Origin of the sequence: Streptomyces araujoniae (genome assembly GCF_050871195.1) — a bacterium.
In the GTDB taxonomy this organism is placed as follows: domain Bacteria; phylum Actinomycetota; class Actinomycetes; order Streptomycetales; family Streptomycetaceae; genus Streptomyces; species Streptomyces bacillaris.
Genome location: NZ_CP194070.1, coordinates 437518 through 455144 on the forward strand (window position 1 = coordinate 437518; position 17627 = coordinate 455144).

The 17627-nt window shown below is 75.1% G+C and carries 14 protein-coding genes; 5 read left to right on the plus strand and 9 right to left on the minus strand.

What is annotated here, in order from left to right; all coding sequences use genetic code 11:
- Positions 1-10 precede the first annotated feature (10 nt).
- From ACQ9ZG_RS01745 to ACQ9ZG_RS01770, 6 genes are all read right to left on the minus strand, one after another.
- The gene (locus tag ACQ9ZG_RS01745; protein WP_499279714.1) at positions 11-940 is read right to left on the minus strand and encodes an oxidoreductase; all 930 of its coding nucleotides are present in this window, start codon (positions 938-940) and stop codon (positions 11-13) included.
- Between the two features lie 257 nt (positions 941-1197).
- A complete protein-coding gene (locus ACQ9ZG_RS01750; RefSeq protein ID WP_018491393.1) occupies positions 1198-1671 on the minus strand; it encodes a carboxymuconolactone decarboxylase family protein in 474 nt (157 codons plus the stop codon).
- A gap of 286 nt (positions 1672-1957) precedes the next feature.
- On the minus strand, positions 1958-2443 hold the full coding sequence (locus ACQ9ZG_RS01755) for an NUDIX hydrolase (protein ID WP_028417308.1): 486 nt from the start codon (positions 2441-2443) through the stop codon (positions 1958-1960).
- Between the two features lie 98 nt (positions 2444-2541).
- Positions 2542-4134: an apolipoprotein N-acyltransferase gene (gene lnt, locus ACQ9ZG_RS01760; protein WP_109917272.1), complete on the minus strand. Its 1593-nt coding sequence runs from the start codon at positions 4132-4134 to the stop codon at positions 2542-2544.
- A 212-nt stretch (positions 4135-4346) separates the two neighbouring features.
- Positions 4347-4910 carry a hypothetical protein gene (locus tag ACQ9ZG_RS01765; RefSeq protein ID WP_018491396.1) on the minus strand — a complete coding sequence of 188 codons (564 nt, stop codon included), beginning with the start codon at positions 4908-4910 and terminating at the stop codon, positions 4347-4349.
- A gap of 94 nt (positions 4911-5004) precedes the next feature.
- A complete protein-coding gene (locus ACQ9ZG_RS01770; protein WP_499279715.1) occupies positions 5005-5790 on the minus strand; it encodes a glutamate racemase in 786 nt (261 codons plus the stop codon).
- A 58-nt stretch (positions 5791-5848) separates the two neighbouring features.
- On the opposite strand from ACQ9ZG_RS01770, the gene ACQ9ZG_RS01775 reads away from it, so the two are divergent.
- Positions 5849-7168, plus strand: a complete 1320-nt coding sequence (locus tag ACQ9ZG_RS01775) for a glycosyltransferase (protein WP_499279716.1) — start codon at positions 5849-5851, stop codon at positions 7166-7168.
- Between the two features lie 150 nt (positions 7169-7318).
- Here the strand turns inward: ACQ9ZG_RS01775 and ACQ9ZG_RS01780 are convergent, their stop codons facing one another.
- Together ACQ9ZG_RS01780 and ACQ9ZG_RS01785 are read right to left on the minus strand one after the other, a co-directional pair.
- On the minus strand, positions 7319-8689 hold the full coding sequence (locus ACQ9ZG_RS01780; protein WP_462933972.1) for a TerD family protein: 1371 nt from the start codon (positions 8687-8689) through the stop codon (positions 7319-7321).
- Positions 8690-8804: 115 nt separating this feature from the next.
- Positions 8805-9491, minus strand: coding sequence for a 2-phosphosulfolactate phosphatase (locus ACQ9ZG_RS01785; RefSeq protein WP_499279717.1), 687 nt, complete (start codon positions 9489-9491; stop codon positions 8805-8807).
- A gap of 583 nt (positions 9492-10074) precedes the next feature.
- Between ACQ9ZG_RS01785 and ACQ9ZG_RS01790 the strand changes: the two genes are divergently transcribed.
- The 4 genes from ACQ9ZG_RS01790 (at position 10075) to ACQ9ZG_RS01805 (ending at position 14911) form a co-directional block, all read left to right on the plus strand.
- Positions 10075-10563, plus strand: coding sequence for a DUF6643 family protein (locus ACQ9ZG_RS01790; protein WP_028417313.1), 489 nt, complete (start codon positions 10075-10077; stop codon positions 10561-10563).
- A gap of 68 nt (positions 10564-10631) precedes the next feature.
- Positions 10632-11456, plus strand: coding sequence for an MOSC domain-containing protein (locus ACQ9ZG_RS01795; protein ID WP_109914250.1), 825 nt, complete (start codon positions 10632-10634; stop codon positions 11454-11456).
- A gap of 34 nt (positions 11457-11490) precedes the next feature.
- A complete protein-coding gene (locus tag ACQ9ZG_RS01800) occupies positions 11491-12114 on the plus strand; it encodes an Rv1733c family protein (protein ID WP_499279718.1) in 624 nt (207 codons plus the stop codon).
- 355 nt (positions 12115-12469) lie between these two features.
- Positions 12470-14911 carry a right-handed parallel beta-helix repeat-containing protein gene (locus tag ACQ9ZG_RS01805; RefSeq protein WP_499279719.1) on the plus strand — a complete coding sequence of 814 codons (2442 nt, stop codon included), beginning with the start codon at positions 12470-12472 and terminating at the stop codon, positions 14909-14911.
- Here the strand turns inward: ACQ9ZG_RS01805 and ACQ9ZG_RS01810 are convergent.
- Positions 14881-17436: a hypothetical protein gene (locus ACQ9ZG_RS01810; protein ID WP_499279720.1), complete on the minus strand. Its 2556-nt coding sequence runs from the start codon at positions 17434-17436 to the stop codon at positions 14881-14883. The genes ACQ9ZG_RS01805 and ACQ9ZG_RS01810 overlap by 31 nt on opposite strands.
- Positions 17437-17627: the final 191 nt, after the last annotated feature.

A 17627-nucleotide genomic window follows, 5' to 3' on the forward strand; every position in this document is an offset into this window, starting at 1 on the left:
CGGCTCCCGTTCAGACCAGGTCCGCGTCCAGGCCGGTCAGCCGTGCCGACTCCTCCCAGAGCGCCCGGGCCATCGCCATGTCCCGGGCCCGTCCCGACCTGCGGGCGGGTCCCGGTGCGCCCCGGGTCTCGCCCAGGTGCCGGGGGCCGTAGTACGAGCCGCCGGGCGCGTCCGGGAGCGTCGCCGCGTACAGCGTCGGCAGCGCTCCGGCGGAGGCGGGCTGGGTGTACAGGCGCGACGCCCGCTCCAGCTTCGCCGCCCACTTCCGGCCGGACAGCAGCGGTCCGGCCTGCCCCAGCTCCGTGGCGGCGAGGCCGGGGTGGGCGGCGAGCGCGAGGAGGTCGCGGCCCGAGGCACGGGCGCGCCGGTCGAGTTCGGCGGTGAAGAGCAGGTTGGCGAGCTTGGACTGGGCGTAGGCGCCCCATTTGCTGTAGCCGCGCGCGGCGTCGAGATTGCCGAGGTCGATGCGGCCGATGCGGTGACCGAGCGAGGAGAGGGTCACCACCCGGGCGGGCCCCGTCACGCCGAGGAGCGGGAGCAGCCGGAGGGTGAGGGCGAAGTGTCCGAGGTGGTTGGTGCCGAACTGCATCTCGAAGCCGTCCGCCGTCCGCAGGAGCGGCAGCGCCATCACCCCGGCGTTGTTCACCAGGAGGTCGAGGCGGCCGTCCACCTCCTTCGCCACGGTGTCGGCCGCCTCGGCCACCGAGGCCAGATCCGCCAGGTCCAGGCGGACGAGCCGGGTGTCCGAACGCGGCGCGGCCCGGCGGACGGCCTCCAGGGCCCGCCGCCCCCGCTCCGGGTCCCGGCAGGCGAGCAGGGTGCGGGCCCCGGAGCGGGCGAGGGCGAGCGCGGTGACCGCCCCGATGCCGCTGTTGGCGCCGGTGACGACGGCGGTCCTGCCGGAGAGGTCGGGCATGTCGTCGAGGTTCCAGGAGTGCATGCCGCACACCTCCCCGGCGGGGGCCGGATCACACCCGCCGTTCGGCCGGAGACGGACCGGGGAGGGGCCGGAGGCCCGTCAGAGGCCAGTCGTAAGCCCGTCGAGGGACTACCGGAGGCCCGTTGGAGGCCCGCTGGAGGCCCGCCGAAGGACTGACTGAGGACTGCCTGAGGCTCTGCCAAGAACCCGCCGGCGGGGATGCCGGAAGGCGGCGGAGGCCTGGCAGTAGGGCCCGAGATGGGTTGGCGGGGCCGGTGTCAGCCGAACTGGCCCACCTGGTAGTCGCCCGCGGGCTGCTGGACGATGACGTTCAGCCGGTTGAAGGCGTTGATGAGGGCGATCAGGGAGACCAGGGCGACGAGCTGTTCCTCGTCGTAGTGCTGGGCGGCCCGCGCCCAGACATCGTCCGGGACGCCACCGGCCGCGTCCGCGATGCGGGTGCCCTGTTCCGTCAGCTCCAGGGCCGCGCGCTCGGCGTCGGTGAAGACCGTGGCCTCCCGCCAGGCCGCGACCAGGTTGAGGCGGAGCTGCGTCTCCCCCGCCGCCGCGGCCTCCTTGGTGTGCATGTCCGTGCAGAACCCGCAGCCGTTGATCTGGCTCGCACGGATCTTCACCAGTTCCCGCGTCGCACCGGGCAGCCGGGTCTCCGACACCGCCCGGCCCGCGGCGGTGAGGTTCTTGAGGATCGTGCCCGCGGTCGGGCTGCCGAGCATGTTCAGTCGGGCGCTCATCTTTCCGGCTCCTTCTGGGTGGTCATCGGTCCCTGCACCTTGAGGGTGTCCGACCGGCCTCAGGACGGAAAGGATCTTCCTGATGTGACACGCGGACCCGTCACCTCTGTCGTGGCGGTGCACACGGCCGTGTCCCCGGCCGCATCGGGCCCGCGGCCCCGCGCGTTGTGGCCCCCCGTCCCGTGGCCGCAACGAGGCTTGTACGGGGGCATGGTGGGCGGTCCAGGAACGGGTCAACCGGGGAGGAGCCCCCGCCCCGGCCCCGTGGACCAGCGGCCGACGTGGGTCAGGCCTCCGGCGCCGGCGTCCGCTGGAACCAGGCCGGTCCGTCCGTCAGCGCCTGCTTGATCCGGAAGAGGGCGAACTCCGCGAGCGGCGGCAGCCCGTCCAGGGGGAACCAGCCGACGTCCAGGGACTCGTCGTCGTTGACGCGGGCCTCGCCGCCGGTGGCCCGGCAGCGGAAGGTGATGTCGAGGTACTGGCAGCGGTCGCCGTTGGCGTACTGCACGGGCTGGAGCGCCTGCGTGAGGACCACGCGCTCGGCCACGCAGTGCACCCCGGTCTCCTCCAGGACCTCGCGCTCGGCCGTCAGCGCGGGCTCCTCGCCGGGCTCCGCGATGCCGCCGATCACCGACCACTTGCCGGTGTCCGCCCGCCGTCCCAGCAGGACCCGGCCCTCGTCGTCGAAGACGATGGCGGTCACCCCGGGCAGCAGGAGCAGCTGGTGGCCGGCGGTGGCGCGGATGGTGCGGATGAAGTCGGGAGTCGCCATGGGCCCGAGCCTACGCGGCCGGTGCCGGGCTGCCGCGCGCTCCCCGGTCCCGCCCGGCTGCCGGTCCGGGGGCGGTCCTTCGGCCTCCGCGCCCCGGGCTACCCCTCGGTCCCCCGCGCCCTCCGGGCCCGTACCGCCGACACGCCGACCCAGCCCAGGCCCGCCACCGCCACCAGGGCGATCAGGCCCTCCGGCAGCGGGCCCAGCCGGGTGGCCGGGGTGAGGGAGGAGCGGAGGGGGACCTCGGCGACCAGGGCGTCAGGGGTGAACATGCCGCTCCGGTCGGCGATGGTGCCGTCCGGGCGGATGACGGCGCTGACCCCGCTGGTGACGGGGACGACGACGGCCCGGCCGTGTTCGACCGCGCGGACCTGGGACATGGCGAGCTGCTGGTAGGTCATCTCGCTGCGGCCGAAGGTGGCGTTGTTGCTCGGTACGGCGATCAGCTGGCCGCCGTTGAGGACGGTGTCGCGGGCGGCGTCGTCGAAGGCGGCCTCGTAGCAGGTCACCAGCCCCACCTTCGTACCGGCGAGGTCGAAGACGCCCACCTCGGTGCCGGGCACGAACTCGCGCTGCACCCGGTCGACGTCCTCGCTGAAGAACCGGGCGACCGTCCGCATCGGCATGTACTCACCGAACGGCTGGATGTGCCGCTTGTCGTACGTGTCCACCGGGCCCTGCTCCGGGTCCCACTCGATCAAGGTGTTGCGCAGGCTGTCCGAGCCCTTCTCGACCACCGAGCCGATCACCGTCGGGACCCCGATCGCCTTGACGGCGTCGTCGATGACCTGGTGGGCGTCGGCGTTGAGGTACGGGTCGAGGTCGGAGGAGTTCTCCGGCCACAGGACGAAGTCGGGCTGCTTCGCCTTCCCCGCCCTGACCTCCTCCGCGAGCTGGGTGGTGCGCCGGGCGTGGTTGTCCAGGACCGCGCGGCGCTGGGCGTTGAAGTCCAGGCCGAGCCGCGGCACGTTCCCCTGGATCGCGGCGACGGTGGCGGTGCCGTCCTCGGCCGAGTCGTCGACGAGCGGGAGCGCGGCGACCGCGGCCACGACGGGGGCGAGCACACAGGCGACGGCTCCGGCGGCCGCGGCACGGTGGGCGTGCCCGGAGGTGCGGTACGTGCGGAGCCGGCGAACCGTCTCGTAGAGGCCGAAGCCGCACAGGACGACGGCGAAGGAGAGCAGCGGGGTGCCGCCGAGCGCGGCGAGCGGCAGGAACGCGCTCTCGGCCTGGCCGAAGGCGATCTTGCCCCAGGGGAAGCCGCCGAACGGGATCCGGGCGCGGACCGCCTCGTCCAGGGTCCAGACGGCGGCGGCCCAGACGGGCCAGTACGCGAGCCGGGTCACGGCGGCGATCCCGAGGCAGCCCACCGCGATGAAGAGCGCCTCCGCGGTGGCCAGGGCGAGCCACGGCACCGGGCCGACGTCCTCGCCGGTCCAGCGCAGCAGCGGGAGCATGAAGCCGAGCCCGGCCAGCAGCCCGAGACCGAAGGCGGCGCGCAGCCCGCGCCCGTACAGCACCCAGCCGAGCAGGGCGAAGCCGGGCAGGACCAGCCACCACAGCGGCCGGGGCGGGAAGCTCGCGTACAGCAGCACCCCGGAGAGGGCTGCGGCGGACGGGCGCAGGAGCCGCCGCGGCCATCCGGAGGGCTGGGGCGTCGGCGCGGGCTGCGGGTCGTCGACGGGGGTCATAGTGGCGCTCACCTGGCGGAGTCTACGGTGGGCGGCTGTGGAGAGCGGCTCAGGAGGGTGGTGCGGGAGGGCCGCGCAGGAGGGCCGCGCAGGAGGGCCGTGCGGGAAGGCCGTGCGGGAAGGCCGTGCAGGAGGGCCATGCAGGAAGGCCGCGCGGGGCGGGGCCGCCCGCACGCCCATCCGTCCCGGTCCCGGTCGGCGGGCGCGCCTCCTCAGCCCCGGTCCCGTTCCGCCCGCCCCGCCAGGTGGAGGCGTTCGCGGATGAACCGTACGGCGGTCTCCGCGTCGTCGACCGTGACGGTGAAGGTGCGGCCGTCCCCCAGGCGGAGGGCCATGCCCTCGCCCTTGCGCACGACGACGGCGGTGCCCTGTTCGGGGCGCCAGCGGTAGCCCCAGCCGCCCCACTGGCGCGGGTTGATCCGGGGGACGTACTCCGCGCCGACCACATGGTCGAGCAGGATCCTGCGGCGCGGCAGGCCGGCGTGGCCGCAGCGGACCTCCAGGGCGTCGCCGTCGACCTTCACGGCCACGTGGACGAAGGCCAGCGTCCCGAAGAGGATCAGCAGGCCGACGGCGAGGCAGCCGATGACGGACATCAGCAGCGGGGTGAGGCCGGAGGACCAGGGCGAGACGACGGCCAGCTCGATGCCCAGGGCCATGCAGCCCGCGCCCGCGAGGGCCAGGAGCCACTGCAGGTGGTTGGTCGCACGGCCGGTCCAGACGGTGGACGGTGCCTGCGTCGAGCCGTGGCGCGTGCTCTCGGGGTGGTCCGTCATAGGCGCAGCGTACCCACGTCGAGGCCGCCCGGCCCGGGCTGGCCGAGCGCCGCGCGGTGGTTCCGCACCGCCGGAACCGGCGGAAAGTCCCAGGTCAGCGGGCGGGGGCGACCGTCTGGAGGGCCCGGCCTTCCGCGTAGGCCAAGGCGGGCTCCGGCAGGGTGCCGGGGCGGCCGCCGAGCAGGACGGTGAGGGTGCCGGAAGGGGCGGCCGTCGGGGCGGGCCCGGCGCCGATCCGGCGGAGCGCCTGGGCGGCCACCGCCCCGGCGGAGCCGTGCAGGACGAGCGGCGGGCGGCCGGGCTGCTGGACGGCGGCGCGGATGCGGTCCGCGACCAGCTCGTAGTGGGTGCAGCCGAGGACCACGGCCTGTACGCCCGGCGGAGTGAGGGCGGCGGCAGCGGTGACGGCGCGGTCGATGCCGGCCTGGTCGCCGTGCTCGATGGCGTCGGCCAGTCCGGGGCAGGGCACCTCGGTGACGTCGACGGACCCGGCGAACTCGGCGATCAGCCCGCGCTGGTAGGGGCTGCCGGTGGTGGCCGGGGTGGCCCAGATGGCCATGGGGCCGCCGCCCGCCGCCGCGGGCTTGATGGCCGGGACCGTGCCGATGACCGGCAGCGCGGGCTCCAGCGCCGCCCGGAGCGCGGGCAGCGCGTGGACGGAGGCGGTGTTGCACGCGACGATCAGGGCGTCCGGCCGGTGGTCGGCGGCGGCACGGGCCACGGCCAGGGCGCGGGCGGTGACGTCCTCGGGGGTGCGCGGGCCCCAGGGCATGGAGCCGGGGTCGGAGGAGACGACCAGCTCGGCGTCGGGCCGCAGTCGGCGAACGGCGGCCGCTGCCGCCAGCAGGCCGATTCCGGAGTCCATGAGCGCGATCTTCACCCGGTCACCCTAGCCGACAGCCCTTGCGGACCCGGCTCAGTGGGGCAGACTGCGGCGAATGAGCGCCGTTGCCTGGATCGCCGTGGGTTCGCTGATCGCGTGGGGCTGGCTGCTGCTGGGGCAGGGCTTCTACTGGCGGACCGACCAGCGGCTGCCCCGCCGCGCCGATCCCGCCCGCTGGCCGTCGGTGGCGGTGGTGGTCCCGGCCCGCGACGAGGCGGAGATGCTGCCGGTGAGCCTGCCCTCGCTGCTGGTCCAGGACTATCCGGGCGAGGCGTGGATCATCCTGGTCGACGACTGTTCCGCCGACGGTACGGGGCAGCTGGCCCGGGAGCTGGCCGCCCGGTACGGCGGGCTCCCGCTGACCGTCGTGGAGCCCGGGGAGCCGGAGCCGGGGTGGACGGGCAAGCTCTGGGCGCTGCGGCACGGGATCGCGCTGGCCCGGCGCCACAAGCCGGACTTCCTGCTGCTGACGGACGCGGACATCGCGCACGAGCCGGACAGCCTGCGCGATCTGGTGGCGGCGGCCGGGGCCGAAGGGCCTGCGGGGTACGACCTGGTGTCGCAGATGGCGCGGCTGCGGGTGGAGAGCTTCTGGGAGCGGCTGGTGGTGCCCGCGTTCGTCTACTTCTTCGGGCAGCTCTACCCGTTCCGCCGGGTGAACCGGCCGGAGTCGCGGACGGCGGCCGCGGCGGGCGGCTGTGTGCTGCTGCGCACGGAGGCCGCCGAGCGGGCGCGGATCCCGGAGTCGATCCGGCAGGCGGTGATCGACGACGTGTCCCTGGCCCGCGAGGTCCGGCGCCGCGGCGGCCGGATCTGGCTGGGGCTGGCGGACCGGGTCGACAGCGTGCGGCCGTATCCGCGGCTCGCGGACCTGTGGCGGATGGTGGCGCGCAGCGCGTACGCCCAATTGCGCCACAGCCCGCTGCTGCTGGCGGGGACGGTGCCGGGGCTGCTGCTCGTGTACGTGGCTCCGCCCGCGACCCTGGCGGCCGGGCTGGCGACGGGCGACACGGTGGCGGCCTGGGCGGGTGGCCTGGCGTGGGCGGTGATGACGGTGACGTACCTGCCGATGCTCGCCTACTACCGGCAGTCGCCATGGCTCGGCCCTCTGCTGCCGCTCACGGCGGTGCTGTATCTGCTGATGACGGTGGACTCGGCCGTGCGGCACTACCGGGGGCGGGGGGCGGCCTGGAAGGGGCGGACATACGCGCGGCCGGAGCCGGACGCTCCGCCCGGCCGGGACGGAGATGTGGCCCCCGGCCGGGACGGAAGGGCCGGGACGGACGTGGCGCCGGGCCGGGACGGGACCGTTCGGCCGGACGTGGCGCCGGGGGCCGGGCCGGACGGAGCGCCTGGGACCGCGCCCGGGCGGTGACGCGACGGGTGTTCGTGCCTGTCGGCGTCACCGGCCGGGCGGTGACACCTCAGAGGCGCCTACCGTCGCGTCGCCGGCCGGGCGAGCAATGCTCGGAGCACCGTCCGGAAGCACGTCAGGCGCGGCTCGGGGGCGCCCCGGGCGCACGGCTCACTTGCGGCCCGGCGTCCAGTTCATGCCCCAGCCGTAGGCGGCGTCGATCGTGCGCTGCGGGCTGACTCCGCGCTGCGGGACGAGGTAGCGGGCCTCGCGCTGCACGGTGAGGTCGCCGCCGTTGTTGGTGATCAGCGCGAGGGCGCAGACCGTGGAGGGGACGGTGCACTCGTCGAGGGAGAAGTCGATCGCCGCGCCGTTCTGCGGCTGGAGGGTGACCGTGGCGTGCAGGTCGGCGAAGCTGCGGGCGCCCTCGTAGATGGTGACGAAGATCAGGACGCGGCGGAGCAGGTTCTTGTGGTCGAGGTTGACCGTCATGTTCTCGCCGGTGGAGACCGCGCCGGTGCGGTCGTCGCCGTCGAGGTGGATGAACGGCGGCTGGTGCAGCGACCCGAAGGCGTTGCCGAGGGCCTGCACGACTCCCTTGCGTCCGTCGGTGAGTTCGTACAGGGCGCACAGGTCGAGATCGAGGTCGGCGTGCATCGCGACGGCCCGGCCGAGCTTGGCTCCCCAGCCCTTGAACTGCTTGCGCACCTCCCAGTTGAGGTTGACGCGGAGCGCGCCGGAGGTGCCGCCCTGCTTGGCGAGGGAGACCGCCGGGGCCTCCTTCGTCAGCGTGATCTTGGACAGCCGGACGGGCTGCGCGGGCGTCGGGGCGGGCGGGGCCGGAGGGGCGGGTGGTGCCGCCGGGGTGGACAGCGGGGTGTGGAGGGTCGGCGCGGTGTGGAGCGTCGGGGTGGGCGCCGGGGGTGCCGGCGGGGCCGGGGGCTGTACGGAGCCGGGGGCGGCGGGCCAGGCCGGGGCGGGCGGCGCGACCGGGGCGGGCGGTGCCGCGGGGGCGGCCTGCTGCGGTTCGTCCACGGAGATGCCGAAGTCCGTGGCCAGTCCTTCGAGCCCGGTGCTGTAACCCTGGCCGACCGCGCGGAACTTCCAGGCTCCCTGGCGGCGGTACAGCTCGCCGAGGATGAACGCGGTCTCGACCGTGGCGTCGGTGGAGTCGAAGCGGGCCAGCTCGGCGCCGTTCGCCGCGTCCACGACCCGTACGTACAGGCCGCTCACCCGGCCGAAGCTGCCGCCGTCCGCCGATCCGGCGACGACGATGCGCTCGATCGCCGGCTCGACCCGGCCGAGGTCGACGAAGAGGGTGTCGGTGACCGCGTCGCCCGCGGTCCGCTTGCCCTCGTGGCGGACGGCGCCGGAGGAGTGGGCGGGCTGGTTGTAGAAGACGAAGTCGGCGTCGTTGCGGACCTTCCCCGACACCAGGAGGAGTGCGGAGCCGTCGACGTCCGGGGTGCCCGCGGCGGACCGCCAGCCCAGCTCGACGCGCACGGTGCCCGCCGGCACCGGAACGTTGGTTCCCTTTTGCATGGTCATGGTCGCCCCCATCAGGTGTCCGGCTGCCCGCAGGCCTCTCCCCCACAACCTAATCCCTCCGGGGTGCGGCGGACCGGCACGGTCCGGCGGTCAGCCGTCGGTGCGGCGGTCAGCCGTCGGTGCGGTGCGGGCGGAGGACCGTGAGCGCGTCCTCCTGGGTCGCCACCATGGCGAAGGGGAACCGGTCGAGTTCGAGGCAGAGGGCGATGTCGTCGGGGTGGACGCCCAGGCGGACCCCCTCCGCCAGCTCGTGGGCGGCGCGCGAGTCGCGGGCGCGGCGGAGGTAGTCGGCCGGGTCCGTCCCGGGGCCGTCCTCGGCGGCCCGGCGCGCGATGTACTGGGCACAGGCCAGGTCCTCGTCGGCGCGGCCGTCCTCGCCGGTGACCACGTACGTGACGCTGTCTCCTCCGCGGGCCCGCAGCACCCGGGCCGTCGCCTCGGCCACCACGAACCCGGCGCACAGCACCAGCGGCGCGTCCTTGACCGCGAGGGCGCCGACCGTCCCCGCCGTGGTCTTCTGGACCACGGTCCGCCCGCCGAGGTCGAGGGAGCGCAGCAGGCCCGGGGAGTTGACGGTGTCGAACCCGGGGGCGGGCGCCCCGTCCTTGAGCGCGATCCACTCCGGGTTGCGGGCCTTGAGCGCCAGGGCCTCGTCCGGCGACCCGGCGAGAACGATCTTCTCGGCCCCGCGGGCGAAGGCCCAGGCGGCCACCGTGAAGGCGCGCATGACGTCGACCACGACGGCCACGGACGGAGTGGAGCGCAGTTCACCTATGCCGAGGAAACGGGATTCCATCCGATCATGGTCGCCTATGCCCGAGGGGAAGCGCCCGACGGGTGTGCGTCCGGTGCGGGTTTGCCGGTATGGCGTTCATGACGGGGTGACACAAAGCCGTACGTGCGCGGCGGTTGCCGACGCCCGGGCCGGGGGAACACACGGAGTCGCGTTGCCGGAATCGTATCGGACCTTTGTCGCCGGGATAGCGGGCGGGTCACGTCCGGGCCCTCGTTTACGGGTGGCCCGGAGCGGCGCCCGATTGCGGGCCGCCGCCCTGCCCGGAGCCGTCCGGTCCCGGGCCGCCCGCCGTGTCCCGGCCCGCCCGGCGACGGTCCCGCGCACCGGGTCGCCACGGCCCGTCGTCGCTTCTCGGGCCCATCCGCATTACCGGGGGAAATGACGTCGCGCGCCGGCCCGGGGTCGCCGTTCGTAACCCGCCCGCCACTTCTCGTCAACAATGGCGACCATGAAGAGAAAAGCCTCCTGGTGAGGGCGGGATGAGCGGTGTTCCGGCAGTTCCGGCCGACAGAAGCGATGAAAATGTGATGAGCACAGGATTGGGGCTCCCCAACCGGCTCGTCGTGGGCTTAACTTAGGTGCCATGACCTCCCCTCGCTCCGCCTTCGGCGGCGGCTACTACTCCGCGTCGTTCCCCGACACTCCGATCTACGACTCCCTGGTCGCGGAGCGGGGCACCCCGCAGATCGCCCCGATCCGCGTCCCTGCCGCGTACGACACGTCCAGCAGCTATCTGCCGGCCCTGCCGTCCGCGCTGCCGGCTCTTCCCGCGGCGCCCTCGCAGCCCATGGGCGGTTCGTACGGCTACCCGCAGCAGCAGCCGGTGCCGCAGTACCAGCCAGCTCCCGCGCAGAGCGCCCCGATGTATCCCGCCGGGCTGCAGAACGCCCCGGCGCCGTACATCCCGCAGCAGCCCTCGGCCGTGCGCGGCTATCCGCAGCAGCCCCAGCCGCAGCGCCCGGCACCCGCCTCGGGGTACGAGTCGATGCGACCGGCCGCGCCGCGGCCCGCGCCGACCCCGTCGCCGTACGAGGATCCGTACAACCGGCCCTACCAGGGCCGCGGGTACTGACGGCGTCCACCTGACGGGTCCGCGAAAGACCGGGCGTACGCATGCGGGGTGGCTGGCAGTATGGGCTCATGGCCCTTCCTGTGCTCCGGTCCGTCCATGTGTATCCGGTCAAATCGCTGGGCGCCCAGACATCCGACGAGGTTGCCGTCGAGCCATGGGGACTCGACGGCGACCGCCGCTGGATGCTGGTCGACAAGACCTCGCGGGGGATCACCCAGCGCGAGCAGCCGTCGATGGCGCTGATCTCCGCCGCGCCGCTGCCGGGTGGCGGGATCGCCGTCTCCCTGCCGGGGCGTCCGCCGCTCCGGGTCGAGGTGCCGGGTCCCGAGCGGCTGATCCGGGCGGAGGTGCGCCGGGACACCATCACGGTGGCCGAGGCGGCACCGGAGGCGCACGCCTGGTTCAGCGAGGTCCTGGGGGCGGAGATCCGGCTGGTCCATCTCGACGAACCGGCCCACCGCAGGCCCGTCGACCCGGAGTACGCGCGCCCCGGCGACACGGTCTCCCTCGCGGACGGCTATCCGCTGCTGCTGACCACCACCGCCTCGCTGGACGCGCTCAACGACCTCATCGCGGCGGGCGACCATCCGCACGAGGGGCCGTTGCCGATGAACCGCTTCCGGCCGAACGTCGTGATCGAGACCGCCGAGGCCTGGGCCGAGGACGACTGGCGGCGGATCGCCATCGGGGACGTGCACTTCTCCGTGGTGAAGTCCTGCGCCCGCTGCGTCATCACCACCACCGACCAGCGCACCGCGGAGCGCGGCAAGGAGCCGCTGCTCACCCTGGCCCGGCACCGGCGGGTCGGCAAGCGGCTGCTCTTCGGCCAGAATCTGATTCCGGACGGGACCGGGGTGATCCGGGCCGGGGACCCCGTCAAGATCCTCGACTGAGGACGGCGGGCCCGAGGGGGAGAGGTGTCAGCACATGGGGGCGATCAGGGGAGTCCGGCGGTGGCGGCACAACCCGCTGTGGCGCGCCACCGACCGCCACGAGGCGTGGGTGACGCTCGGCGCGCTGGTGCTGCTGACCGTGGGGGCGCCCGCGGCCGGCTGGGCGGCCGGCGCACTCGCGGACGCCTCGCTCCAGCGGGAGGTGGCGGCCCAGCACGCCGAGCGCCGGGCGACGGCGGCCACCGTGGTGGGCGGGCCGCCGGGGGCGCGGCGGTTCACCGGTGACCCCGACGTGACGTCGGGGCGGACGGTGGTGGCGGCCTGGCGGGCGCCGGACGGCTCTCCGCGCACCGGAGAGGTCACCGTGGTGTCGGGGTCCGGGGCGCCCGGTTCGCCGGTGCGGATCTGGACGGACGGCGCCGGGGTCCCCGTACCGCCCCCGATGGCCCCGGGCACGGCCCGTACGCATGCGGTGCTCGGTGGCATCGGGGCGTTCCTGCTGGCCGCCGGGTGTGTCGAGGCGGGCAGGCGGCTGGTCGTGGGGCGCCTGGTGCGGGCGCGGTACGCGCGCTGGGACCGGGCGTGGGCCGACGCGGGGGCCGACTGGGGCCGGGCCGGGACCGGCAGCGGGGAGCCGGAACCGTACGGCGGACGGTGACGGGGAGCGCACAGCGGACCGGCGCGGACGGTGGCCGGGAGCGCGCGGCAGACCGGCGCAAACGATGACGGGAAACGCGCGGCAGGCCGGCGCGGACGGTGACGGGGAGCCCACAGCGGACCGGCGCGGACGGTGACGGGAGACGCACAGCGGACCCGCGCGGACGGTGACGGGAGACGCACAGCAGGTCGGCGCGGGCGGCCCCTCCGCCCCGCACCACCCCGACTCGTCAACTCCCGCCCCTCCCGCGCGCTACGGTGGTCCGACCGCGTCCGGCCCCCGAGCAGCCGCAGAGGCAGGCCGGGCGGACGGACCCGAGGCAGCGCACGGCACGAGGTGGGGGCAGAGCAACTCCATGGCACAGGGCACGGTCCAGGTGACGCACACCGGAACATCGCGATGGCGCCGCCGCACGGGCGAGTACGCCTCCCTCTCCGCGGCCCTGGAAGCGGCGGCCGAGGGCGACGTCCTCACCGTCGCGCCCGGGACCTACCGGGAGAACCTCGTCGTCCACCGGGCGGTGACCCTGCGCGGCCCCGAGGGCTCGGTCGGCTCCGTGCGGATCGCGCCCACCGACGGCGTACCGCTGACGGTCCGGGCCTCGGCGATCATCCAGGACCTGCACATCGAGGGGCAGGACTCGGCCGCCCCGGCGCTGCTGGTGGAGGACGGCACCCCGGAGTTCACCGATCTGCGGGTGGTGACGCGGTCGGCGGCGGGCGTGGAGGTGCGGGGAGCGGCCCGGCCGACCGTGCGGCGCTGCACCGTCGACAATCCGGCCGGGGTCGGCATCGCCGTGCTGGACGGGGCGGGCGGGGTCTTCGAGGAGTGCGAGATCGTCTCGGCCGGGCAGTCGGGTGTCTCGGTACGCGACGGCGGCCACCCCCGCCTCGACCGGTGCCGGATCCACCACGCCTCCGGTGCGGGCATCGGCGTCACCGGCGAGGGCAGCGGCCTGGAGGCGATCGGCTGCGAGGTGTACGAGGTGAAGGGCAGCGGGGTCCAGGTGACCGCCCGTGCCACCGCGCACCTCACCGACTGCACCGTGCACCGCACGTCGGGCGACGGCGTCACGCTGGACACCGACGCGGTGCTGACGCTCGCCGACTGCGACATCCACGACATCCCGGAGAACGCGATCGACCTGCGGTCGCGGTCGGTGCTCACCCTGACCCGCTCCACGGTCCGCCGCTTCGGCCGCAACGGCCTCTCGGTCTGGGACCCGGGGACCCGGGTGGACGCCAACCAGTGCGAGATCCACGACAGTACGGGCGACTACCCGGCGGTCTGGGTGAGCGACGGGGCCACGGTGATACTGGACGCCTGCCGGGTCCACGACGTGCCGGACGCCCTCTTCGTCCTGGACCGGGGCTCGCGCGCCGACGTGGTGGACAGCGACCTCTCGCAGATCCGCAACACCGCCGTCTCGGTGAGCGACGGGGCCACCGCGCAGCTGGACGACTGCCGGATCCGGGAGGCCTCCACCGGCGCCTGGTTCCGCGACCACGGCAGCGGCGGCACGCTCAACAACTGCACGATCGACACGGCCCAGACCGGGGTCATCGTCACCAAGGGCGCCGACCCGGTGATCGAGCGGTGCACGGTCACCAACCCCGCCGAGGCCGGGTTCTACGTCTCCGCCGAGGGCCGGGGCACCTTCGACAGCTGCCGGGTGACGGGCAGCGAGGGGTACGGCTTCCACGTCATGGACGGCTGCCGCACCACGCTGACCCGCTGCCGCACCGAGCGGTGCGCGCGCGGTGGTTACGAGTTCCCCGAGGGCGGCGACGGGGCCGGCGCGTCGGGGCCGGTGGTCACCGACTGCACGAGCGACGAGAGCGGTCTGCGGACGGCACCGGCTCCGGCGCCCCCCGTGCTGACGGCCACCCAGGCGACGCCCGGCCTGCTCTCCGCCCTGCCCGGTCAGCGCCCCGTGGCGCCCGAACCGGCCGCCCCGGCGCCCCCGGCCCCCGCCGCCGAGCCCGCCCGGGACGCCTCGGCGGTCCTCGGCGAACTGGACGCGCTGGTGGGGCTGGAGAGCGTCAAGCGCGAGGTGCGGGCGCTGACCGACATGATCGAGGTGGGCCGCCGCCGCCAGGAGGCCGGGCTCAAGGCCGCCTCCGTCCGCCGCCACCTCGTCTTCACCGGCTCCCCCGGCACGGGCAAGACCACGGTCGCCCGGCTGTACGGGGAGATCCTGGCCTCCCTCGGGGTGCTGGAGCGCGGCCATCTGGTGGAGGTCTCCCGGGTGGACCTGGTCGGGGAGCACATCGGCTCGACCGCGATCCGGACCCAGGAGGCGTTCGACCGGGCGCGCGGCGGGGTGCTCTTCGTGGACGAGGCGTACGCCCTCTCCCCCGAGGACTCCGGGCGGGACTTCGGCCGGGAGGCCATCGACACGCTGGTGAAGCTGATGGAGGACCACCGGGACGCGGTGGTGGTGATCGTCGCCGGGTACACCCACGAGATGGAGCGGTTCCTCACCGTCAACCCCGGCGTGGCGTCCCGTTTCTCACGGACCATCACCTTCAGCGACTACGCCCCCGAGGAGCTGCTGCGGATCGTCGGGCAGCAGGCCGAGGAGCACGAGTACAGCCTGGCGGACGGGACCGGCGAGGCGCTGCTGAAGTACTTCACGGAGCTGCCCAAGGGCCCCGCCTTCGGCAACGGCCGCACCGCCCGGCAGACCTTCGAGTCGATGGTGGAGCGGCACGCGGGCCGGGTCGCCCAGCTCGCCGAGACGAGCACGGACGACCTGACCCTGCTCTATCCGGAGGACCTGCCCCCGCTCTTGTGAAGCCGCCCGCCCTCCTCTCCCCCGGTCTGCCGGGGCAGGCGGGGACCCAGCTCCTCCAGGAGGGCGGTGCGCTCCTGGGCGAAGACCGGGTCGGCCTGGTAGTCGGAGTGGCCGAGGATCGGTTCGGGCAGCGGGAGCGCGGTGGTACGCCCGTACGCCAGCGGGTCCTTGAGCGGTCCCCGGTCGACCCGGGGGTCGTGGTCGGTGGCGAGCCGGACGGGCCCGCCGATCGGGTCGGTGGCCCGCCACAGGTTGCGCCAGCAGTGCACCGAGTCGTGCAGGCCGAGCAGGGGTACGGCGCCGAAGTAGGCCGGGAACCAGCGGCCGTACAGCCGCTCGATCGGGGAGCCGTAGGTGAGCAGTCCGACCCGGCGGCGGGCGGTGGCGGGGAGCTGCCAGACGGCGGCGGCCGCGAGGACGCTGCCCTGCGAGTGGCCCGAGATGATGAGCCGGCCCCGGGTCGTTGCCGTCCAGGCGCACATGCGGGACGCCAGGTCGGGGACGGCACGTTCGGCGTAGCAGGGGGGCGCGAAGGGGTGGGCGGCGCGCGGCCAGAAGGTGCCCACGTCCCAGAGGATGCCGATGGTGCGCCGGGCGGAGGCGTCCCGGTAGGCGCGGCGGCCGCCCGCGACGAACAGTATGAAGCCCAGGCCGATCAGCCAGGAGCCGGTCGACTGGGCGGCCTCCGCGAGCGATGCGACGGGGGCGGCGGCCCCGTCCGTCGCGAGGCCCGGCACCTCGCCGCTGGTCCAGGAGCCGACGACGGCCGCCGCCCCGAGGAACAGGGTGGCGGCGGAGACCACGCCGACGATCCAGGGGGCCGAGTCGGTGAGGGCTGCGGTGGCCCGGATCCGGGCGATCCGCCGGGTGCGGGCGCGGTCGGGCGGCTCGGGGGCGTACTCCGCCTCGATGTCCGGCCCCATCCGGCGGGCCCGGCGGGCAGTGCGGACGACCAGGTAGAGGACCGGGGCGAGCAGCATGAGCAGCAGCACCGGGATGACGGAGGCCTGCCAGCTGAGCAGGACGGGCGGGCCCTCGATGATGGAGCCGCGCCCCGTGCCCGGGGTGCCCGGTCCGTCCAGCCAGTCCGCGACGCGCTGGGCCACGCCCCCGGTCATCACGCCGCCCAGGGCGCAGGCCAGCATGGCGACGGACGGTCCGCCGAGCCCGTACAGCGTGGTGCGGAGTTCGGGGGTGCGCCGGTAGAGGCTGCGGGCGACCAGGGCGAGGATCACGACCAGAAGCCCCTGGGCGACGGCGAGGAACCGGAAGACCGCCTCGCCGGGCAGGCTGCCGGAGGACTCCCACGCCGGCCGCGACCACCCGGCGTGCAGGACGGCGAGGACCAGCAGGGCGAGCGCGGAGCCCGGGAGATAGGTGATGAGGGCGCCGTCGAGCCGGGTGTCGCGGGCGCTCTCGCTGCGCCCGCGCCGGCAGACCACCCACACGGTCACCACGGCGCAGAGGACCAGGCCGGCTTCCAGGGCCGCGCCCAGCACCTGGGGCACCGGGCTGTCGGCGGTCCGGTCGTGGCGGGCGACCGGGACCGAGACGGCGGCGGCGACGGTGAGGAACCCGGCAGCGGTGTGCGCGGCCCGCAGCCGCGCCACCAGCCGCCGCCCGTACCAGAAGCCGGGCCGGCCGAGCGCGGGGCGGACGGCGGGGGCCGGGGGCGCGGGGGCGGGGACTCCGCACGGGAAGCCCGGGGGCGCCTGGGGTCCCGGGGAGTTCCCCGCGGCCGGGGAGCCCGCCGGGTCGGGGGGGGTCGCGGTGGCCGGGGTGTTCGAGCCGTCCCGGGCCGCCCGGCCTTCCGGGGCCCCCGGCGCGCCGGGCCCGTGGGCCTCCTCCGCCCCGTCCGGGTCGCAGGCGTCGGCGTCCGTGGCATCCAGCGGGCTCTGGGACTCGTAGGCGCTCCAGGTCCGGTTGGAGAGGTACCACAACAGCCCCACCAGGGCGGCGGGCACGACGGCCGCGAGCCCGAGCCGTCGGCCCGGCTCGGACCACCAGCCGCCCTGATGGCTCGACAGGAAGCCCAGCCAGGAACGGCGTTCGGAGCAGGCGGAGGTGCCCGCGCACTGCCAGGCCACCAGGTCCAGCGCCACCTCGCAGGCGGCCGCGGTGAGCAGCACGGTGAGGCTGAGCGCGATGAGCCGCACCACCACCCCGTACAGCCGGACCGCGCGGGTGCGGCCGGTGGCGGTGGGGCGCATCCAGTGGGCCAGGTTGACCACCATGAACGGCAGGAGCAGCAGCCACAGGGCGCGGGAGCCGTTGCCGGAGGTGAGCCCCGACCAGCAGTACGCCTCGGCCACGGGCTCGTCCCGGTAGCGCTCGGGGTGGTCCTCGCCGTGGGCGTCCTCGGTGCGCCGGTAGACGGCGGCGGTCGCGTCCCCGGTGACCCGGACCGTCCGGGGATCACCGAGCATCTCCTGCGGGGTGGCGCCTCCCACACCGTGGACCAGCAGTTCCAGCGCTGCCCCGCTGTTCGGCGGGGGCGGCTTCGGGGGCGGGACGGCAGGAGCCAAGGGGAACTCTCTCTCGGGCGCGTCGGCCGCGCGTTCGGGCCGACGGAGACATGACAGGGATGGAGCGGCGCGGGGCACGCGGAGCCGTGGGCCCCGGCCCGCGGCCCGGCCCCAGAGTCCTTCGGGCGGGGCGCGTGCGTGAGCGGTCTCACGGAATCTCCCCAGGTGGTACGCGGGACATGCCTGCGTGG